The sequence below is a fragment of the Lawsonibacter sp. JLR.KK007 genome, from assembly GCF_036941135.1.
Taxonomy (GTDB): Bacteria; Bacillota; Clostridia; order Oscillospirales; family Oscillospiraceae; genus Lawsonibacter.
On the sequence record NZ_JAYWSY010000002.1, the window covers coordinates 946678 to 965794 of the forward strand.

20 protein-coding genes are annotated in these 19117 nt (G+C 63.2%); 5 read left to right on the forward strand and 15 right to left on the reverse strand.

Going from position 1 to position 19117, the window contains the following annotated elements; all coding sequences use genetic code 11:
- Positions 1-19: 19 nt before the first annotated feature.
- From VV088_RS14585 to VV088_RS14650, 14 genes are all read right to left on the reverse strand, one after another.
- A complete protein-coding gene (locus VV088_RS14585; protein ID WP_334601422.1) occupies positions 20-826 on the reverse strand; it encodes an HAD-IIB family hydrolase in 807 nt (268 codons plus the stop codon).
- Complete coding sequence (locus VV088_RS14590) at positions 813-1430, reverse strand: hypothetical protein (protein ID WP_334601423.1); 618 nt, start codon at positions 1428-1430, stop codon at positions 813-815. Before VV088_RS14590 ends, VV088_RS14585 begins: the two co-directional genes overlap by 14 nt.
- Entirely contained in the window at positions 1427-2608 is a 1182-nt protein-coding gene (locus VV088_RS14595) for a DEAD/DEAH box helicase (protein WP_334601424.1), read from the reverse strand. Before VV088_RS14595 ends, VV088_RS14590 begins: the two co-directional genes overlap by 4 nt.
- A 409-nt stretch (positions 2609-3017) precedes the next feature.
- Positions 3018-4385, reverse strand: coding sequence for a S1C family serine protease (locus VV088_RS14600; RefSeq protein WP_334601425.1), 1368 nt, complete (start codon positions 4383-4385; stop codon positions 3018-3020).
- A gap of 159 nt (positions 4386-4544) precedes the next feature.
- Positions 4545-5699: a sporulation integral membrane protein YtvI gene (gene ytvI, locus VV088_RS14605; protein WP_334601426.1), complete on the reverse strand. Its 1155-nt coding sequence runs from the start codon at positions 5697-5699 to the stop codon at positions 4545-4547.
- 114 nt (positions 5700-5813) lie between these two features.
- On the reverse strand, positions 5814-6677 hold the full coding sequence (locus VV088_RS14610; RefSeq protein ID WP_334601427.1) for a DegV family protein: 864 nt from the start codon (positions 6675-6677) through the stop codon (positions 5814-5816).
- 175 nt (positions 6678-6852) lie between these two features.
- Positions 6853-7626 carry a C39 family peptidase gene (locus VV088_RS14615; RefSeq protein WP_334601428.1) on the reverse strand — a complete coding sequence of 258 codons (774 nt, stop codon included), beginning with the start codon at positions 7624-7626 and terminating at the stop codon, positions 6853-6855.
- Positions 7619-7828: a hypothetical protein gene (locus tag VV088_RS14620; protein ID WP_334601429.1), complete on the reverse strand. Its 210-nt coding sequence runs from the start codon at positions 7826-7828 to the stop codon at positions 7619-7621. Before VV088_RS14620 ends, VV088_RS14615 begins: the two co-directional genes overlap by 8 nt.
- A gap of 16 nt (positions 7829-7844) precedes the next feature.
- Positions 7845-8090 carry a hypothetical protein gene (locus tag VV088_RS14625; protein ID WP_334601430.1) on the reverse strand — a complete coding sequence of 82 codons (246 nt, stop codon included), beginning with the start codon at positions 8088-8090 and terminating at the stop codon, positions 7845-7847.
- 14 nt (positions 8091-8104) lie between these two features.
- Positions 8105-9646: a BspA family leucine-rich repeat surface protein gene (locus VV088_RS14630; protein ID WP_334601432.1), complete on the reverse strand. Its 1542-nt coding sequence runs from the start codon at positions 9644-9646 to the stop codon at positions 8105-8107.
- Positions 9646-10023 (reverse strand): hypothetical protein, encoded by a 378-nt coding sequence (locus VV088_RS14635; protein ID WP_334599755.1) that lies wholly within the window; start codon positions 10021-10023, stop codon positions 9646-9648. The genes VV088_RS14630 and VV088_RS14635 overlap by 1 nt, the downstream gene beginning before the upstream one ends.
- 24 nt (positions 10024-10047) lie before the next feature.
- A complete protein-coding gene (locus VV088_RS14640) occupies positions 10048-10581 on the reverse strand; it encodes a hypothetical protein (RefSeq protein ID WP_334601433.1) in 534 nt (177 codons plus the stop codon).
- Between the two features lie 167 nt (positions 10582-10748).
- Entirely contained in the window at positions 10749-10955 is a 207-nt protein-coding gene (locus tag VV088_RS14645) for a DUF896 domain-containing protein (protein WP_334601434.1), read from the reverse strand.
- Positions 10955-11755 (reverse strand): YlmH family RNA-binding protein, encoded by an 801-nt coding sequence (locus VV088_RS14650; protein ID WP_334601435.1) that lies wholly within the window; start codon positions 11753-11755, stop codon positions 10955-10957. Before VV088_RS14650 ends, VV088_RS14645 begins: the two co-directional genes overlap by 1 nt.
- Positions 11756-11971: 216 nt before the next feature.
- On the opposite strand from VV088_RS14650, the gene VV088_RS14655 reads away from it, so the two are divergent.
- The 5 genes from VV088_RS14655 (at position 11972) to VV088_RS14675 (ending at position 17478) form a co-directional block, all read left to right on the forward strand.
- The gene (locus tag VV088_RS14655; RefSeq protein ID WP_334601436.1) at positions 11972-12181 is read left to right on the forward strand and encodes a PspC domain-containing protein; all 210 of its coding nucleotides are present in this window, start codon (positions 11972-11974) and stop codon (positions 12179-12181) included.
- A gap of 14 nt (positions 12182-12195) precedes the next feature.
- Positions 12196-13077 carry a GNAT family N-acetyltransferase gene (locus VV088_RS14660; protein ID WP_334601438.1) on the forward strand — a complete coding sequence of 294 codons (882 nt, stop codon included), beginning with the start codon at positions 12196-12198 and terminating at the stop codon, positions 13075-13077.
- Positions 13078-13310: 233 nt separating this feature from the next.
- Positions 13311-14663 carry an NADP-specific glutamate dehydrogenase gene (gene gdhA, locus VV088_RS14665; RefSeq protein ID WP_334601439.1) on the forward strand — a complete coding sequence of 451 codons (1353 nt, stop codon included), beginning with the start codon at positions 13311-13313 and terminating at the stop codon, positions 14661-14663.
- 161 nt (positions 14664-14824) lie between these two features.
- A complete protein-coding gene (locus tag VV088_RS14670) occupies positions 14825-16189 on the forward strand; it encodes a serine hydrolase domain-containing protein (protein ID WP_334601440.1) in 1365 nt (454 codons plus the stop codon).
- Positions 16186-17478, forward strand: coding sequence for a CapA family protein (locus tag VV088_RS14675; RefSeq protein ID WP_334601441.1), 1293 nt, complete (start codon positions 16186-16188; stop codon positions 17476-17478). The genes VV088_RS14670 and VV088_RS14675 overlap by 4 nt, the downstream gene beginning before the upstream one ends.
- A gap of 124 nt (positions 17479-17602) precedes the next feature.
- On the opposite strand, the gene VV088_RS14680 is transcribed toward VV088_RS14675, so the two are convergent.
- Positions 17603-18940 (reverse strand): MATE family efflux transporter, encoded by a 1338-nt coding sequence (locus VV088_RS14680; protein WP_334602076.1) that lies wholly within the window; start codon positions 18938-18940, stop codon positions 17603-17605.
- Between the last annotated feature and the right edge of the window lie 177 nt (positions 18941-19117).

Here is a 19117-nt window from a genome sequence, read left to right on the forward strand (position 1 = left end):
CTTTTGTCAAGGCGGTTTTTTAGTATAATCCGTCCAAAAGTTCCACAATCGCCCCAATCACGCCATCGTTGCAGTGGCAGAGAATCCGCGCCCCCCAGTCCTTGACCTCCTGGGCGCAGTTGGCGGGGGCGAAGGGGATGGCGGACAGCTCCAGCATGGGGATATCGTTCTGGTTGTCCCCCACGCAGTAGATGTGCTCCGGGGCCACCCCCAGCAGTTCGGCCACCCGGGCCACGCCGCCCCCCTTGTTGCTGCCCTTGGCGGTCAGCTCCAGGTAGCGGGGGTTGGAGAAGATGGCCTCGTACCGGTCCCCCCACTGCCCCAGCAGCCAGGCCTGGGCCTGGAGGAGCACCTCCCGTTCCTGGTGGAACAGGGCCTTCACCCAGGGCGTGGGCATGCCGGCCACCTCGCACTCGGTGTAGTCGCAGTTCACCTTTTTCAGATGGGAAAAGGTGATGTAGTTGGGGTGGCAGACGTAGATATCCTCCCCATGGTAAACCTCCAGGGACAGGGAGGGAAACTCCGCCATCACCGCCGCCAGGTCCCGGGGAGCGGACTCGGGCAGCTGGGTCTGTTCCAGCATCCGGTCCGCCTGGAAATCGTAGATGGCGGCCCCGTTGGACAGCACCGCCGGAGCGTTCATGGGCACCAGATGGGCGTAGGGGGCGAAGGTGCGGTGGGCCCGTCCGGTGGAGACGGCAAAATATCCGCCCTCCCCGGTGAAATAGCGGAGGGCCTCCAGGTTGCGCTCCGGGATGCGCAGGTCCATACCGTACAGCGTGTCGTCAAAGTCGCTGGCCAGCAGCAGACCGTCAAATTTTCCCATGAGGGCCTCCTTTCGCCCCTCCTGGGGGCTCCTGCGCTTTGGCCAGCAGCCACATCCGTCTGGCCAGCAGCGCGGCAGAAATGGTGAAAAAAACCTCCAGTGCGGTGGATACCATCCGGGGGATCAGGAACAGCGCCCCGCAGCCCAGGGTGATGAGCCGCCACGTCCGGAGCGGCTTTGACCAGCGGAAGGGGTCCTGGCGGCGCAGGGTCAGAAGGATGAGCAGCAGCGCCAGCATCAACAGTACGCAGGCGGACGCGGCCAGCAGCACATGGAGGGCGGCATATTTTGGAAAATACTCTGGCAGATAGGGGATGGCCAGGGCGTAGGCCAGACAGAGGCAGGCGGCGGCGGCCAGCAGCCGGACTGCCAGTCCGGCCCGCCAGCCGGGCAGGACGGCCGCAAGGGCGTTGAGCATCACCAAAAAATAGCCCCCCGCCAGCACGCCCCAGTAGATGAAGCCCCGGTAGTGGTCCGGTCCGGTGACCGCGATCACCGAAAAGTTGGTACCGAACCACCGCATGCTCCCCGCAAAGAGGAGGGTATAGGCCGGAATGAGAAAGCAGGCAAAAACATGCACGAAAAACCGCTTGAGCTTGATCATAACCGCTCCACGGCGGCCACCAGGTCGCCCTTTTCATTAAAGTGGACCGCCCGGATCTGACTGCCGGTGCATTTGGCGATGTCGTCCAGCCTCAGCCCCTCGCTGATGCTGGCCACCAGGGAGAAGGCCACGCCGTGACGCTTGGCCCGTCCGGTGCGGCCAATGCGGTGGATGTAGTACTCGTTCTCATCGGGAACATCGTAATTGAACACGGCGTCCACATCGTCGATGTCCAGTCCCCGGGCGGCCACATCGGTGGCGGCCAGCACCCGGAGCTTGCCGTCCCGGAATTTTTTCAGGGTGTGCTCCCGGAGGGACTGGGTGATGTCCCCGTGGATGGCCTCGCAGGAAATCCCCCGCATGGCCAGCAGGCCGGCCAGACGGTCGGCCATATTTTTGGTGTTGCAGAAGGCGATGACCCGCTCGTAGTTCCCCATCTCCAGCAGATGGGCCATCATGTCCGCCTTCTCCCCCCGGTCCACATCCAGACGGAACTGGGCGATGTCGGGCCGGTTCTCCTGGTCGGCCTGGACGGTGATCTCCACCGGCTCCCGCTGGTAGACCCAGGAGATGTCCAGCACCTCCCGGGAGATGGTAGCGGAGAACATGCCCAGGTTCTTCCGCTTGGGCATGGTGTCCAGAATACGGGTCACATCCTGAACGAAGCCCATGTCCAGCATCCGGTCGGCCTCGTCCAGCACCACCGTCTCCACCTTGTCCAGCCGGACGGTGCGCCGCTTCATGTGGTCCATCAGCCGCCCGGGGGTGGCCACTACGATCTGGGGCTTCTTCTTCAGCTGGTTGATCTGACTGCCGATGGGCTGGCCGCCGTAGAGGCACACCACCCGCACCCCTTCCTTGAAGGCGCACAGGTCCCGCAGCTCGTCCCGGATCTGGATGGCCAGCTCCCGGGTTGGGGCCAGCACCAGGCCGGTGACGTCGGTGGACGCGGGGTCGGTGTGCTCCACCATGGGGATGCCGAAGGCGAAGGTCTTTCCGGTCCCGGTGGGGGCCTTGGCGATGACGTCCTTCCAGTCCATGAAATAGGGGATGGCCCCGGCCTGGATGGGGGTGGCCTCTGTATAGCCCTTCTGGCCGATGGCCCGCATCAGCTCCGGGGAGAGGCCCATCTCGTCGTAGCGCGCTGTACCGCTGACGGTTTGTCCGTTGATTTCCATAATCGTATCCCTCTCTATATAATCTGTCATTTTATATTATACCTGTTTTTTCGGGATTGTCTATCCTTTGCGCCTTATTTCTTTCTGTCTTGCCGTTTCTGTCGTATTCTGCTATAATCTATATGCTGTCCCCACCCACACCGGCAGCGGGAGGAGGTGGGTTTATGGACTGGATCGTTAGTTTCATCGTGTCTGTTGCAGCGAACATAGTCTCCAACTGTGTGAGCAAGTGGCTTGACAGACGCAGCAGGGAACAGTAAGCCCGTCATCGCAAGAAGCGGCCCTCCGGAGAGCTCCAACCTCTTCCGGAGGGCCGCTTTTTTGCGGTGGGTGTGAACTGGATCGTTATCAGTTTGGCTTTCGCCAACATGATTATAGCATATCTCTTTTTGCTTTTGCAAGAGGAAATTTACCAGGGGAACATTCCGCCGAAGGGCCACTGGTAATAGAACCCGTTGTCCTGGCTGTCCTGGGAGGGCTGCTGCTGTTGCTGCTGGGGGTTTTTAGCCTCGGTCTCGGCGTTCTTCTCGTCGAAGGTGATGGTCAGCTTCATCTCCTGCTGATTGCGGATGACGGTGAGGGTGGCGGTATCCCCCGCCTTATAGCCGGTGGTGAGGGCGGCGGTGAGGGCGGAGGAGGAGTCAATGGCGGTGCTGTCGATAGCGGTGATGATGTCGTTGACCTGGAGCCCGGCCTTCTGGGCGCAGGAGCCCTCGGCCACCGAGACAATAACCGCGCCGGCAGAGATACCGTAGCGTTGAGCCTCCTGGGAGACATTATCCACCCGAACGCCCATGTAGGGCTTGCCGGTGACATAGCCGTGCTCGATGAGGTCGGCCAGAATCTCCTTCACATCGTTGATGGGCAGGGCGAAGCCCAGGCCCTCGGCGCTGACGCCGGAGGAGGACTGGGTATACTTGGCGGTGGTGATGCCGATGACGTTGCCGTAGCTGTCAAAGAGGGGCCCGCCGGAGTTGCCCGGGTTGATGGCGCAGTTGGTCTGGAGGACGTTGAGGGTAGTGCTGTCCCCGTTCTCCCCGGTGGTGATGAGCCGGTCCAGGGCGGAGACGATGCCGTCGGTGAGGGAGTAGGTCAGCTCGCCCAGAGGGTTGCCGATGGCGTAAACCGCCTCACCCACCACCAGCTTGGAGGAATCGCCCAGGGTGACGGGGGTCAGGCCGGCGGCCTCGATCTTCAAAACGGCCACGTCGTTGTCCTTCTCGCCCCCCACCAGCCTGGCGTCGTACTTGTCACCGTTGGCGAAAGACACCTGGATGGTGACGCCGGAGTTCTTCACGGCGCTCTCAATCACGTGGTAGTTGGTGGCGATATAGCCGTCCCGGCTGAGGACGAAGCCCGAGCCCGAGGCGGCGGAGGTGGTGGTCTGGCCCCAGATGTTCTGGGTGGTGTTCACCGTGATGCCCACGCAGGAGGCCAGGTTGGCGGCGTAGAGCTGCTCCGGGGTCATGGGCTGGCCGTTGTTGGTGTTGAGCACGGTCCGCACCTGGGGGCGGTCTTCCTCATAGATCACGGTGGAGCTGGAGGAAGCCGCCATGCGGTTGTAGAGGTAGGCCCCGCCCACCCCCGCGCCGCCGCCGGCGATGGCGCAGGCCAGCACCAGGGCGATGAACTTGCCCGCGCCGCCCTTCTTGTGCCGGGGCTGCATGGGGCCGGTGCTGTAGGGAGTGCCGGACATTCCCGGCTCCGGGTCCACGTAGCCGCCGAAGCCGCCGCGGTAACCGTCGTTCTCGCTGTTGTAAAAGTTGAATTCATCCATACTAAAACGCTCCTCTCGAAACGGATTTCAGGTATTCCTGTGATCTATGGGTATCATACCCCCAAAATATGAAAAAAGCATGAAGAAAAACAACTATCTTTTTGAACATTCCAGGGGGTTTTTGGTGATTTTATGAACGGGAGTCCTGCACTGCCGCCGTCAGCCGGGCCGCTCGCTCAAGATGGCGGCAATATCCCTGGCGGCGGCCTCCAGGTCCAGGCGGACGCCCCGGAACATGCCCATCCCGGCCAGGTTGAGGATCACCAGCACCACCACCGGCCCGAACACCATCCCCAGTACCCCCGCCAGCTTCATGCCCACATAGATGCTCACCAGGGACAGGATCGGGGACAGCCCCGTCTGGTCGCCCACGAACTTGGGTTCCATCACCCGGCGGAACAGGGCGATCACCCCCCAGATGGCCATCAATTCCACTGCGCCGGTGAAATCCCGGGTAAACAGAGCCACAAAGGCCCAGGGGACCATCACGGTGCCCGCCCCGATGATGGGGATAAAATCCATCACCGCCAGCCCCAGGGCCAGCAGCAGTCCATAGGGCTGCCGGATCAGGAAAAAGCCCGCCAGCAGGATGAAGAACACCCCCACCGACAGGAGAAACTCCGCCTTGACATAGCCGCCGAAGGCGCCCAGCGCGGTAGTGCGCAGCTGGCTCAGGAAGCGGCGCACCCCCTCATCCAGATGCTGCACATACCGGCTGCGGAGGTAGGGGTAGTCCGCCGTCAGCAGAAAGGCGGCCATCACAAAGATCACCAGCGCCACGCAGAAGCCGGGCAGGCCCATGGCCCGCTCCCCCGCCTCCATGCCCAGGCTGCCCAGCATGGCGGGCGCCGCCTCAGACAGCCACTGGAACAGGTCCTCCCCGGCCTTCTCCACAAGCTCGGTAACCTGGGGGGGCACCAGTGCGAGCAGCTGGGCAAACAGCTGCTCCAGCTGGTCCAGGACCGACTGGAGCTGGTCCAGCAGCCCGCTCCAGTTCTGCACCAGGGACACCAGCTGTCCCGCGGCGGCATAGACCAGCAGGGCCAGCGCCCCGCCCAGCAGTCCGAACAGCACCAGCAGGAGGAACAGTGTCACCGCCTGCCGGTTCCAGCCCAGCGCCCTCTGCAGCCGCTTCACCATGGGATTGAGCATCGCGGCGGTCATCAGCGCAAACAGAAACGGAGCAAACAGAGACAGCAGAGGCCGTCCAAACGCCGCCAGCATCCACACCGCCAAGGCCGCCAGCACCAGCCGGATGCCCAGCCGGAGCCACAGCGCCCCTCGCTGCTCCCAGGTAAGCTTCCGGTTCTCCATCCTTCACCGCTCCCTTCCCAATTGTATGAAGGGTATCCTACCCCAGAATAGCACAAAATGGGTGAATAAAATGTAAAAATTACCGGCCTGCACCAGGCCGGTAATTTTTGATCCTTATACGCGGTAAATCACACCGATGAGATTCGGCCCGGCGTTGATGGCGATCACCCCGCCAATCTGATAGGCCATCGCGGGCTCCTCCCCCAGCTCCTGGCGGCACAGGTCCAGCAGTTTCCCCGACTGCTCGGCATTGCCGCCCTGGATCAGCAGGTAAGGGGTCCCTTCCCGGCGCTCATTTTTGCACATGTCCACCAGCTTGGCTGTCACCGCCTTCTCGCCCCGGATCTTGGCCAGAATCCGGGACTCCCCGTTGACGAAGGTCATGATGGGCTTCAGGCCCAGCGCCTCCCCCACAAAGGCGGCGGCGGCCGATACCCGGCCCGACTTTTTGGCGAAGCGCAGGTCCAGCGGAACGAAGACAACCTGCACATGGTCCACCCAGTCCTGGATAAAGTCCACCACCGTCTGGGGTGTAGCGCCGCCGGCGGCCATCCGGGCCCCCTGGACCACCGCCCAGCCGTAGCCCATGGTGTAGTTCAGGGCGTCAATGATGTGGATGCGGAAGGTCTCCTCCGCCTCCGGGTGATCCCGGTAGAAGGCGCCCCTGGCCTGAAAGGCGTTGGAACAGGTAGCGGAGCCCTTGGAGTTGATGGAGGTGTGGATCAGATCGGTGTACCCCTCCTGCCAGGCCGTCTCAAAGAGCTCGGTAAACACATAGGGGTTGAGCTGGGCGTGGGTGGGGATCTGAGGGGCGGCCAGAAGCATCTCATAAAACTCCTGGGGGGTGAAGTCAAAGCCGTCGGCGTACTCCTTGTCCCCCATGGCGATGGGGAACGGGAGCACCTGAATGTTCAGCTCCTCCCGCAGGGAAACCGGGATGTCGGCGGCGGAATCGGTGGAAAACTTGATGCGAGCCATAATGGACCCTCCTTATCACAGGGCGTTCGCCCGAAACTCGTTCCGTATTGGAAAATCACAGCCATTATGGCAGAAAATGGCGGACTTGTCAATTGAAAATCCAGAAGCCGCCCAGTCCAAGCCAAACAAAAAGCCAGAGGCCGTGTACCAACCGCCTCTGGCTCGCTTCTGTGCGTTATTTTGCTGTTTTCCCTGTCTCCAACGCCAGGGCGTGCATAACGGCGGCCTCCTGCCGGGTGAGGAAGTCGCCGGGCCGGTCGATGGCGCCGTTGATCTCGCTCATGATCCCGGCGTCGATGCACTTGCTGATGTAGGGCGCCGCCCAGGGCGCGGGAGCCGCCGCCCCCAGCTCTTGGCGGTACTGATCCATGTACTCTTTGAATTTGTCGTAACTCACGATATCATCCTCCTGATTGTATGCCCTGGCGTCCACTACCCAGTAATAGGCCGCCTCGTTGCGGAAGGTGTTGATGTCGCCGTTCACCCGGCTGTCCATGGTGCTGGCCGGATCGTTGATGCGGATTTTCCCGTCCGCCCACCAGACCACGATGAAGTGGCCCCCGCTGGTCCAGGTCCCCTGCTTCATCAGGGCGATGAGATAGTACCCCTGCTTCAGGTACTCCAGGGCCTGGTCGTGGACCTTGCTGGCGGGGTTATGGTAGACGTTGGTCCAGCTGAGCTGCCAGCACTTGATCCCGAATGCCTCGAACTGAGGGGCAAAATAGCCGTAATAGGTCCCCTGCCCCTTGGCCTTGTAGCCGTGTTCCACGCTCCATTTGCAGGCGTCCACCGGAGTAAAGGTCTTGCCGGTCAGCGTCTCGATGAGCATGGCGGCGGCGGTAGGTCCGCACCCGGAGCCGCCGATGGTGGCCGTCTCGCCGGGAACCTGGTAGGGCAGGTCCTTCCACCGGGGATCGGTCTGAAGGTAGCTGACAGGCCGCTTATTCATTGCGCTTCACGCCCTCCGCATCCACCTTGCCCTCGGTGATGATGTAGGCGATCACCGACGCCGCCGACACCACCGCCCCCGCCACGCTGGACATGGTGCCCTCGTCCAGTCCGAAGACCATGGCCAGCCCGGTGACGATCCCCGCGGCCGCCGCCCACAGCTTCCGGCTGCTCAGCTTGCGCTTCCAATCGATTGTTGTCATATGTACGCTCCTCCTGTTATGGTTTGTTGATGTTCTCCAGGTCGCCGATCCGGCGGTTGGCCACCTTGATCTTCTCCTCCTGGACCTCGGTCCGCTCCTCCAGCTTGTACACCCGGTCGATCACCTGGTTGTGGACCTCCACCTTCCGCTCCAGCTGCTCCAGCCGGTACTGAGTCAGCTTAGAGGACACCAGGATGCCACCAAAGGCTCCCGCCCCGGAACCCGCCAGCCCGATCAGGGCGACTAGGATCGTCTCGCTCATGGCTTGCACCTCCCTTACAGTGTCAGCATCCATTTCTTTCCAGTAGCAATGGCCTTCTCCTCCTCGGTCAGCTCCGGCACGCCGGGGTTGCCGGTGAGGGTCAGCACCTTTGCGCTGGTGATGGACGGAAGGCTCTCCAGCAGGGCAACGATAGCGTCGTGGTTGAGCGAGCCGCCGGAGAGGCTGGTCGCGTAGCCCGCCCAGCCCGACACAGCCGGGTCGAACCGGAGTTCCGAGAGCACACCGCAGTTGGTGAACCCAGACGACGCAGCCGCCCGGTAGCCCTTCAGGCGGGGGACCCGTAAAAGGGAGTAGCAGTTGCTAAACAGGTAGCTCGCGGAGGTCACCTTTGTCATATCCAACTCCGGCACCGATGTCAAGGACCAGCAGTCGCTGAACAGGTAGGACATACTGGTCGCCTGCGACGTATCCAGCTTCGGAACCGACGTCAAGGACCGGCAGCCCCGGAACAGATAGCTCATAGAGGCCGCGTTCCTGGTGTCCAGGTCCGGCACCGTTTGCAGGGAAAAGCAGTTACTGAACAGATAGCTCAGATCGGTCGCCAGGGACGTATCCAGCGCAGGGACCTCTCGCAGGGAGCTGCAATCCGCAAAGAGCTGGGCCAGTGACGCCGCCCTGGATGTGTCCACCGGCGGGACCGCCGGTATGGCGGTGCAGCTGTTGAACATGCGGTCCACTGTTTCCACCTTCGACATATCCAGGGTGGGAACAGCGAGCAGGGCCGCGCAGTTGGAGAACAGGTACCCCATGTCCACCGCCTTGCTGGTGTCCAGAGCCAGGACGGCGGCCAGGGATCGGCAGAAGTAAAACATGCTGTTTAAATTCACCGCGCAGTTCTCTCCGTACCATGCGAAATAGCGGAGATTCGACAGCGCCCGGTTCGCGGTGGCGTGGCCGCAGGACAGCCTCGTCCCCGCCGGAAGGCGGCAGGCAATCTCCACGATATTCCAGTTGGAAAAGCTGGCCGGAGAGCTTTTCCGGCTGTGTACAGACGGCTCCCAGGTAAGCAGCTCCGCCCCGCTCACCTTAATCATGACCTGCCTGCATCCGTCCGAGGTGAGGTCTGTCCAGTCCGCCGCCGCCAGCTCCGTCTCATACTTCGCGCCCGAGTCCACCGAAACGGAGCTGCGCTGAACGAACTGCCCGCCCTCCACCGTCCCCAGGGCCACGGTGTACGAACCGGTACAGGTGGCCGTAAAGGCCAGCAGGGAGGACGCGCCGTCAGGGATGTGAAACAGCAGGTACATCTCGTTGCCGGCGGGCTCAGGCATGGACAGCCAGTCGGCGGGCCGGGTGGCTTTGTATACCTCCATCGGGTCCAGAGGCTTGCCGGAGAGGCTCCCGCCGGAGGCCGCCTCCCGGATGCCCTCCTGAACAGCCTCCTTCACCACACCGGACAGCTGCTCCGCCGTGACGGCGCTGGCGGCCACCTCCCCGATGGCCTCAGCCGCCGCCGCGGCCACCTGAGCGGAGAGGGTCCGGGACCGCTCCGCCGTCCAGCGCAGATGGGCCAGCTTTACCAGGGCCCCGTCCATCAGAGCGCCTCCCCGCCAAAGACCTCGGCCAGCATCTCCAGCACCTCAGCGTCGGCGGCCACATCCTCCGCCATAACGCAGCCGGACAGATCCACCGTGGTGTCGTCCAGCAGGACGACCTCCCCGCCCACCTTGGCGTAGATGTCATAGTGGCCGGTGTTCCCGTTCATGACCAGGTACAGGACGTTGTCCTCCGCCTCCTCCGCGCCGGGGACCGCGTCCGCCTTCTGATAGACGGGCCGCTCCGCCGCCGCCAGCCCGTCCACCCGCTCAGACAGGGCGTTCAGCGCGGCTTTTGTGGCAAAGCCCGCCTCGATCCGCTGAGCCAGACTCTTCAGGGACCTCAGTTTCGTCAGTTTTTCCTCGTTGTAAGCCATCGCTCATTTCCTCCTTTTTCTGCTTCAGATGTGTCCGAATACTTCGTCCAGCATTTCCGCCACCTCTTCCTCCGTGGCCGCGCCATAGGCTCCGCCCTCCGCCGGCACAGCGGCGAGCAGCCGTCTTCCGGCGTACAGCCCCAGCTCTCCGGCGTCGGTGTAGGCCAGGCTGTCTCCCTTGGCGTCCAGCTGCTGTTCCCACAGCTCTGGAGTGGGCGGCGGGGCGGGGGGCTCGCCGGGCTCCGTCCCCTCCCACACCATCCCCAGGGCCGTCCAGACCGTGGGCAGAACCAGCTCCTCCCCCTGCTTGCCGTACACGCCGGCAATGAGGTAGCGGCCCGGCTGGGTCAGCACCTCCCAGGGGACCACGCAGGTTCCGCTCCGGTCCAGCAGGACGGACGCCTCCCGGCTGCCCGACTGAAACACCGCTGTGCGGGACAGGCCGTCCCAGTCCGGGGAAAACTCAAAGCGGACCGCATTGGCGTTCATCGCTCCGCTGGTGACCGGCTCCCGCTCCAGGACCGATAGGCCGTTTTTCTTTGCGTAAAGTACAAACAATATGCTCCCTCCTTTGTTGGCCGGATCACTATTGGGCCGCAGGGGGCAAAAGTGGTACGTTCCTGTACAACTTTCCCCCTGTCCGCCGGGAGCGGCGCATAAAAAAACGCCCCCGGCGCTCAGGCGCCGAAGGCGGGGGATGCATGGGGGCATTCCGAACGGCCCGTTCAGCCTTTTTTCCTCAGCCTGGTCCGGGTCCCGTCGGGGTGCTGTATATAGGTGTTGTCCAGCTGAGCGGTCAGACTGGCCTTGAAGGCGTCGATATACTCCCGGCGCAGGCTGTCCCGCTCGGTGAGCTCCTCCGGAGTCAGCCCTTCCGGAGTTCTGGCCTTCCGGGCCAGCTCGTTGATACGGTCGATCTTCTTCTGTTCCATTACAGGTACCTCTCTATCACTAGCATTGTGCGGCCCTTTTTCGACTGCCCCAGCACCTCTTTGATGACGCACTTGCCCAGTCCCCGGCAGGTGAGGATGTCCCCCTCCGCCACCTGGCGGTCCGCCTTGAGGCACTCCTGGTGGTTGAGGGACACCTTCCCGGCGGAGATCAGGCCGGCCGCCTTCCCCCGGGATATGGAAAAACCGGCGGCGGCGGCCGCGTCCAGCCGGAGGGCGGCCACCGTATCCCGGATGGTCTTCACCTGGGCGGGCCCGGGGGTGAGCTGGTCCAGAGGCAGCTCCGACAGGCTCGCCTTCCACCGCCCGGCCCCCTCCCACTGGGACAGGAGGATGGGCAGGCTGTCCCGCAGGACCACCACCTGGCACACCCCCGGACCGGGCAGCAGGATATCGCCCAGCACCGCTCTGGTCATGCCCAGCCCCATCAGGGAGCCCAGAATATCCCGGTGGGTGAGGGACGCTCCCCCAGGGAACCGGGCCTGAATGGCGGCCAGGGGGGTATCCGGACCGGACAGGAGGCTGTCCTCCTCCTGCCAGTCCGCGGGAAAGAGGCAGATCTGCCGCTCACTGTCCGGATAGCCGCCCCAAAACCGGAAGCGGGGGCGGCCCCACGCATGGAGCAGACCAGTCACCGCCCCCTGTTCCCCCGGCGAGAGAAAGGGCGTACAGGTGGGAACCCCCCGGCGCTGGGCCAGCTCCAGCTTGTCCAGCACCCGGGCCAGCAGGATGCGTTCCTCTCCGTCCCTGGCGCAGCGGTCCAGCAGCTCTTTTTTGTTCACGGCGCTCCCCCTCCTGTTCCAATATCCGCTCCAGTATACCGGCGGACAGGCGGGTTGTCAAGCAGACCGGTTCCCAGCCCCTTGCGCCGGAGCCGCTGGTGTGATAAAATGATTTTAATCAAATCTTTATTTTTTTCCTATGGTATTTTCAATCGCCGTGGCGTATGATAGGGGCAGAACCAAACCCGAATCACGTTTGAAAAGGAGTTATGATACATGGGAAGCAAGCGACTGTACCGGACCGAGGGGTCCTATAAGATGCTGTGCGGCGTATGCGGCGGCATTGCGGAGTATTTTGACATCGACCCCACCCTGATCCGGGTGCTGTGGGTCATCGCCTTCTTCTGCGGCACCTTCGGCTTCTGGGCCTATTTGATCTGCGCCGTCATCATGCCCAAGAAGAGCGACATCTACCCGGAATATTAAGGAGGACCCCGCCTATGCTCACCGTCCGCCCCTCCCTTCCGGAGGACGTCCCCGCCCAGCGGGAGTTGTGGAAGCTGGCCTTTGGGGACAGCGATACCTATCTCGACAACTTCTACACCACCTACTACCGCCCGGAGCGGGTGGTGGTGCTGGAGGAGGACGGGGCGGTCCGCTCCATGACCGCCTGGTTTGACACCGCCTTCGTGGTCCCCGGCCAGGGGGAGTACCAGGCGGCCTACCTCTACGCTGTGGCCACCCACCCCGACTGCCGGGGCCGGGGACTGGCGGCCAGGCTGCTGGCCGGGGCGGACGAATACTTTCGCTCCCTGGGCATCCCCGCCGTTACCACCGTCCCGGCGGAGCCCTCTCTCCACGACTTTTTCGGGGCTAACGGCTTCCGGGAGTGTTTTCGCATTTTGGGCGGCAAGCTGAGCCGGGATGAGATTCCCGTCCCGCCCTCCAACGGCCTGCACCCCGCCTCCACCGAGGAGTACAGCCGGGTACGGGAGGAGCTGCTGAAGGACATCCCCCACATCGCCTACCCGGAGGACGCCCTGGCCTATCAGGCGGGGTGCTGCGCCCTGGGGGACGGCGGGCTGTTCGTGGGGGACACCCCTGCAGGCCCCGTCTGCCTGTGCGCCGAGCGGGCGGACGACGAGCTGGTTATCGTCAAGGAACTGCTGGGGCCCGCCGGAATGGGCCGCGCCGTCTTTCCCGATTTGCCCCGGATCGCTCCCGCCCGGCGGTGGGAGATCCGGGGGCCCCGACCTTGGGATGAGCGGCCTGATCTCCGGGGAAAGCTAGGCAAATTCGCCATGCTCAAGTGGCTGGACCCGGCGCTGGAAAAAAGCTGGGACTGGGATACGGTGGGCTACCTGGGGCTGGCTTTTGACTGAGTTCTTGCATATTGAACAAAAACGGCGGTCCCTTTTTGTGGATTCGGCCGTTTTTTGTGTCCGATTTTGGCTTCCACAGCCATTCAGTTGTGGCAGCCCCCACAAAACATCTGCTTTACTTAAGCGGATTTTCTGGTATAATGTACATATCAGAGCACAAGCGGGACCTGCTGATCCCAAATATGAAAGTGTCCCGTCAAAAACACGATATATTTTATAGGAGGAATGCCGCTATGAACCAGTACATCGAGAGAGTCCTGAACGCCACCAAGGCCAAGAACGCCAACGAGCCCGAGTTCCTGCAGACCGTGGAGGAGGTCCTCTCCTCGCTGGAGCCCGTCATCAACGCCCATCCCGAGTACGAGAAGGTCGCCCTGCTGGAGCGCATGGTGGAGCCCGAGCGTCTGGTGGAGTTCCGCGTGACCTGGGAGGACGACAACCACGTGTGGCAGGTCAACCGGGGCTACCGCGTGCAGTACAACGGAGCCCTGGGTCCCTACAAGGGCGGCATCCGCTTCGACCCCTCCGTCAACCTGTCCATCATCAAGTTCCTGGGCTTTGAGCAGGTGTTCAAGGACGCCATGACCGGCCTGCCCATCGGCGGCGCCAAGGGCGGCTCCGACTTCGACCCCCGGGGCAAGTCCGACGCGGAGGTCATGCGCTTCTGCCAGGCCTTCATCACCGAGCTGTACCGCCACATCGGCCAGGACATCGACTGCCCCGCCGGCGACCTGGGCTGCGGCGGCCGTGAGATCGGCTACATGTACGGCCAGTACCGCCGCATCGTGGGCGCTTCCGAGTTCGGCGCTCTGTCCGGCAAGGCGGTGTGCACCGGCGGCTCCCTGATGCGTCCCGAGGCCACCGGCTACGGCGCGGTCTACTATCTGGTCGAGGCCCTGAAGCACGACGGCGAGGACATCAAGGGCAAGCGGATCGCCATGTCCGGCTACGGCAACGTGGGCTGGGGCATCATGAAGAAGGCCGCCGAGCTGGGGGCCAAGGTCACCTATTTCGCTGGCCCCGACGGCTACATCCACGATCCCGACGGCGTGGACACCGAGGAGAAGCTGAACTACATCCTGGAGATGCGGGCCAAGGACCCCATGCACTGCGCCTCCTACGCCGAGAAGTTCGGCTGCGAGTTCGTGGCCGGCGAGAAGTGCTGGGGCGTGAAGGACGTGGACATCTACATGCCCGCCGCCACCCAGAACGACGTGAACATGGACTGGGCCGAGAAGATCGCCGCCTCCGGCGTGAAGTACTACATTGAGGTGGCCAACATGCCCACCACCAACGACGCCCTGGAGTTCCTGAAGAAGCAGCCCCACATCGTGGTGGCCCCCTCCAAGGCCGTCAACGCCGGCGGCGTGTCCGTGTCCGAGCTGGAGATGGCGCAGAACGCCGAGCGCCTGTACTGGACCGCCGAAGAGGTGGACGAGAAGCTGAAGGGCATCATGAAGAACATCTACCACTCCTCCGTGGAGGTGGCCGAGCGCTACGGCCTGGGCTACGACCTGGTGGCCGGCGCCAACATCGTGGGCTTCCAGAAGGTCGCGGACGCCATGATGGCGCAGGGCATCTTCTAAAAATCCCCAATCCAACCGCACGCCAGCCGCAGGACCCTTTTGGGCCCTGCGGCTTTTTTGCCGGGAGACGCTGGGCTTTACTTTTTGCTCCATATCTTCTATAATAGAGATAATACGACACGGACAGACAAAAATCCCCACACCTTGAAAGGAGTCCCTTTATGTCTCAACGTTCTCTCCGCCTGGGTCCGCTCCTGACCGCTCTGGCTCTGCTGGTGACTGGCTGCGCACCGGCCGCCTCCGGCTCTTCAGAAGCTGGCAGCTCCAGCCAGGAGGAGTTCCCCCCTGCCGTCAGCGAGGTTGCCATGCAGGACGCGGTACCCGCCATCCTGCCCGAACCCGACCCGGAGCCCCACCCCGTCCTCACCCAGGAGGACATCAACGACGCCCTGGCCCGGGTGATGGAGCGCTATTCCGCCACCGGCGTGACGGTGGCGGCTGTGGAGTGCGGCCAGGTGAGCCAGGCCGGCGCCTGGGGCTGGGCCGTCAAGGACAAGCGGGAGATGACCCCTGACACCAAGATCCGCATCGCCTCCATCAGCAAGGTGGTCATCGCCATGTGCGCCATGGCCATGTCGGAGGACGGCCTCATCGACCTGGACGCCCCCATCAGCGACTACTGGGGGCCGGATGCAGTCAACCCCTACAGCAAGACCCAGCCCACCGCCCGCACCTTCATGACCCATACCTCCTCCATCAAAAACCTGGACATCACCCGGGGCCTGTCCAAGCTGAGAGGAATCCTCCAGAGCAAGTCCTCCTGGCGGAACATAGAACCGGGAAACGGGACATACTGGGCCTACAGCAACTTCGGCATGTGCATTCTGGGCACTACTCTGGAGCTGGCCGGAGGCCAGCTGCTGGACGACTACCTGCAGGCCCGCTTCCTGGAGCCGCTGGGGGCAAAGGCCTCCTTCTTCGGCGGGCGGCTGAAGGCGGAGGAGGTGGCCGACCTGTACAGCGGCGGAACCGTGAGCCGCACCGCCGCCGCCCACGCTGGACAGGCCATCCCCACCGAAATCGGGCGGGGGGCCTCCTACTTCCCCGGCGGCTACACCACCAGCGCCGTGGACATGGCCAAGCTGGTGGCGGTGCTGGCCAACGACGGGGTGTATAAGGAACCGGTCTATGGCTACACAGAGGTAACTGACGCGGAGAGCGGCGCCCAGCTTGTGGTAGCCGAGCCGCTGGAGGGCCGTTATCAGGAGACCCGCCTGCTCACCGAGGAGTCGGTGGCCGATATGGAGACCCCCCGCTTCACCGTGGATCTGGCGGAATACTCCTCTTTTGACCAGTGCCTGATCCTCCGCCGCCAGGAGGACATACTGGGCCAGAAGGTCCTCTATTACCACACTGGCAGCGCCTATGGCGTCTACTCCCTGATGACCTACAATCCGGAGACCAAAAACGGCGTGGTTGTCATTACCACCGGCGCCCGCCGGAACATGAATGAGCGGGGAATGTACGCCCTGTGCGCCGACCTGATGGAACTACTTTATGAAAAAATGGGGGATCAGCTCGTATGAAACGCTTCCTTGCCCTGGCGCTGAGCCTTGTCCTGCTGGCCGGATGCGCCCCGGCCCAATCCGCCGGCGGCCCCGCCGCCAGCGCCCCGTCTCCGGCCCAGTCCCAGCCGGACCCCGCCTCCACATCCGAGCCGGAACCGGAGCCTGAGCCGGAACCCGAACCGGAGCCGGTTGTCGCCCATCTGATGGTGGCCGGAGACGTGATGAGCCACATGCCCCTCACCAACGACTGCTATGTGAAGGAGACGGACACCTATGATTATGGCCACGTCCTCCAGTCCGCCGCCCAGCAGCTGGCGCTGGCCGACTACGCTGTGGCCAATCTGGAGACCACCCTGTCCGGCGGACCGGAATACTCCGGCTACCCGCGGTTCAACTCGCCGGACGGGCTGGCCCTCAGCATCCAGGAGGCCGGCATCGACCTGCTGTGCACCACCAACAACCACTGTATGGACCGGGGCTTCGACGGCCTGAGCCGCACCCTGGATGTGCTGGACGGGTTCGGCATCCCCCATGTGGGTACCTACCGCACCCAGGAGGAGCGGGATGCGGACAACGGCATCTATGTGGCGGACGTGGGGGGCATCTCGGTGGCCTTTCTGGCTTACACCTACGGCCTCAACGGCCTTCGCCTGCCCAGCGGCAAGCCCTATGCCGCCAACGTCTTCAACACGGACTACTACACCACCCTCTCCAGCCCGGATTATGAGACGCTGGAGGCCGATCTGGCCGCCGCCCGGGCGCTGGACGCCGACCTGATCGCAGTCATGATCCACTGGGGGCTGGAGTACCACACCAAGCAGAACCGCTACCAGGAGGAGATGGCCCAGTTCCTGGTGGAGCAGGGGGCCGATCTGGTGCTGGGGGGGCATCCCCACGTCCTTCAGCCCTATGACACCATCACCGCCACCGGCCCGGACGGCCAGGAGCGCCAGGGCTTTGTCATCTACTCCCTGGGCAACTTCATCTCCAACCAGAACTTTTCTGACAACCACCAGAAGGACCTGGCCACCAAGACCACCGTGATCCTGGACCTGGAGCTGACCAAGGACCCGGATGGAAACACCTCCCTCACCGATGTGCGGTACACCCCCTACTACATGGTCCACCGGAACGGCAAGCCGGTGGGCGACCGGCGCTACCTGGTCAACGTCAGCCAGGCGATAGCGGAATATGAGGCTGGAGAGAGCCAGATCATTGACAAGAACGCCTACAAGCAGCTCCAGGAGGCCCAGGCCCTCTGCCGCCAGATCCTGGGCGAGGAGGGCGATCTGCCCTCGGAATCATAAACGCCTACAGAAGGCCGCCGGCGCACAGCGCCGCCGTGAACAGAACGTCCCTTTACCTTCCGTGTTGATGGAAGTATCAGCCATCAACACGAAGGGTAAAGGGATGAACCATCAGAGCTTTTTTTCACTGCGCCCCCTGCTTGTCTGGCTGATTCGGTCCCCGCTGGGGCAGCAGGGTTTTCCGCTTGTGCAGGAACAGCGTCAAAGTGGTGGCGGAGGCCAGAATATCGGCCACCGGCTCGGCCACGTAGATGCCCATCACGTTCTGGGTGACCAGGGGCAGGATGATGGCCAGGGGCACCAGCAGAATCACCTTCCGCAGCAGGGCAAGAAACAGACTGGTCTTGGCCTGACCCATGGCCATAAAGGCGGACTGACAGGCCATCTGCGCCCCAAAGGCCCAGATGCCGCCGAAGAAAATGGGCATCACCCGGCCCACCAGCTCCACCAACTCCGGATCGTCGTTGAAGATAAAGGCCAGCGGTTTGGGGAAGAGGGCCACCAATACGCAGGCGGTGACCGTCACTGTGAGGGTGGTGCGCAGCAGCAGGCGGAAGACCTCCCGCACCCGCCGGTAGTTCTTCGCCCCGAAGTTGTAGCTCATGACGGGCTGCACCCCCTGGGTGATCCCCTGCACCGGCATGACCACCATCTGCATCACGCTCTGCATCACGGTGACCGTCCCCACATACAGGTCGCCCCCGTAGAATTGCAGGCCGGAGTTGAGCACCACCGTCACCAGGCTCTCGGTGGACTGCATAATAAAGGGGGCCACGCCCAGGGCGGCGATTTTGCCCACCACAGCTCCCTCCAGGCGCATATTGCGCGGACGGATGCGCAGTCCGGACCGGCCCGAGCACAGAAAACCAACCACCCAGCAGGCGCTCACCCCCTGGGAGATGACCGTCGCGGTGGCCGCGCCCCGGACCCCCATCCCAAAGCCGAAAATAAACAGCGGGTCCAAAGCGATGTTCAGCACCGCCCCGATCAGCACCGAGCACATGGCCACCAGAGCCTGTCCCTGGGCGGTGATATAGGCGTTGAGCCCCAGGGCCAGCTGGACAAAGACGGTGCCCACCAGGTAGATGGAGATGTAGTCCAAAGCATAGCCGATGGTATCCTCCGAGGCGCCGAAGGCCATCAGCACCGGCTCCTTGATGATGGTGAAGAGGGTGGTCAGCACTGCTGCCATCAGGAGCAGCAGGGTGGTGGAGTTGCCCAGTATCTTTTCTGCGCCCTCCCGGTCCCCCGCCCCCAGGCGGATGGAGGCCAGCGGCGCGCCGCCCATCCCGGCGAAGGCGGTAAAGGCGGAGATCAGCATCAGGATCGGGAAGGTCACCCCCAGCCCGGTGAGGGCGGTGCGGCCTACCACTGCAATGTGGCCGATGTAGATGCGGTCCACGATGTTGTACAGCATATTGATGAGCTGGGCCGCCACCGCGGGCAGGGCCAGCTTTACCATCAAAGGGCCAATCGGGGCGCTGGCCAGCGCCTCCTCGCTTTTGCGTGACTGGGACAAGCCGCTTTCCTCCAATCCGTTCTGCGCCCCCAGCCGCTGGGCGGGGGCGCGTTCAGGCGAATTATGATAGTGGGCAGTATATCACAAATCCGGCCAAAAGGGAAGCACAAAATTACGTCT

Bases quoted from the DNA above. Each gene is read 5' to 3' on its own strand.
- VV088_RS14625 (WP_334601430.1), bottom strand. From the start codon at position 8,090: ATGAGCGAGACGATCCTAGTCGCCCTGATCGGGCTGGCGGGTTCCGGG.
- VV088_RS14620 (WP_334601429.1), bottom strand. From the start codon at position 7,828: ATGACAACAATCGATTGGAAGCGCAAGCTGAGCAGCCGGAAGCTGTGG.
- VV088_RS14590 (WP_334601423.1), bottom strand. From the start codon at position 1,430: ATGATCAAGCTCAAGCGGTTTTTCGTGCATGTTTTTGCCTGCTTTCTC.
- VV088_RS14615 (WP_334601428.1), bottom strand. From the start codon at position 7,626: ATGAATAAGCGGCCTGTCAGCTACCTTCAGACCGATCCCCGGTGGAAG.
- VV088_RS14610 (WP_334601427.1), bottom strand. From the start codon at position 6,677: ATGGCTCGCATCAAGTTTTCCACCGATTCCGCCGCCGACATCCCGGTT.
- VV088_RS14630 (WP_334601432.1), bottom strand. From the start codon at position 9,646: ATGGACGGGGCCCTGGTAAAGCTGGCCCATCTGCGCTGGACGGCGGAG.
- VV088_RS14600 (WP_334601425.1), bottom strand. From the start codon at position 4,385: ATGGATGAATTCAACTTTTACAACAGCGAGAACGACGGTTACCGCGGC.
- VV088_RS14670 (WP_334601440.1), top strand. From the start codon at position 14,825: ATGTCTCAACGTTCTCTCCGCCTGGGTCCGCTCCTGACCGCTCTGGCT.
- VV088_RS14635 (WP_334599755.1), bottom strand. From the start codon at position 10,023: ATGGCTTACAACGAGGAAAAACTGACGAAACTGAGGTCCCTGAAGAGT.
- VV088_RS14585 (WP_334601422.1), bottom strand. From the start codon at position 826: ATGGGAAAATTTGACGGTCTGCTGCTGGCCAGCGACTTTGACGACACG.
- gdhA (WP_334601439.1), top strand. From the start codon at position 13,311: ATGAACCAGTACATCGAGAGAGTCCTGAACGCCACCAAGGCCAAGAAC.
- VV088_RS14675 (WP_334601441.1), top strand. From the start codon at position 16,186: ATGAAACGCTTCCTTGCCCTGGCGCTGAGCCTTGTCCTGCTGGCCGGA.
- VV088_RS14655 (WP_334601436.1), top strand. From the start codon at position 11,972: ATGGGAAGCAAGCGACTGTACCGGACCGAGGGGTCCTATAAGATGCTG.
- VV088_RS14645 (WP_334601434.1), bottom strand. From the start codon at position 10,955: ATGGAACAGAAGAAGATCGACCGTATCAACGAGCTGGCCCGGAAGGCC.
- VV088_RS14660 (WP_334601438.1), top strand. From the start codon at position 12,196: ATGCTCACCGTCCGCCCCTCCCTTCCGGAGGACGTCCCCGCCCAGCGG.
- ytvI (WP_334601426.1), bottom strand. From the start codon at position 5,699: ATGGAGAACCGGAAGCTTACCTGGGAGCAGCGAGGGGCGCTGTGGCTC.
- VV088_RS14680 (WP_334602076.1), bottom strand. From the start codon at position 18,940: ATGGTAAAGCTGGCCCTGCCCGCGGTGGCGGCCCAGCTCATCAATATG.
- VV088_RS14595 (WP_334601424.1), bottom strand. From the start codon at position 2,608: ATGGAAATCAACGGACAAACCGTCAGCGGTACAGCGCGCTACGACGAG.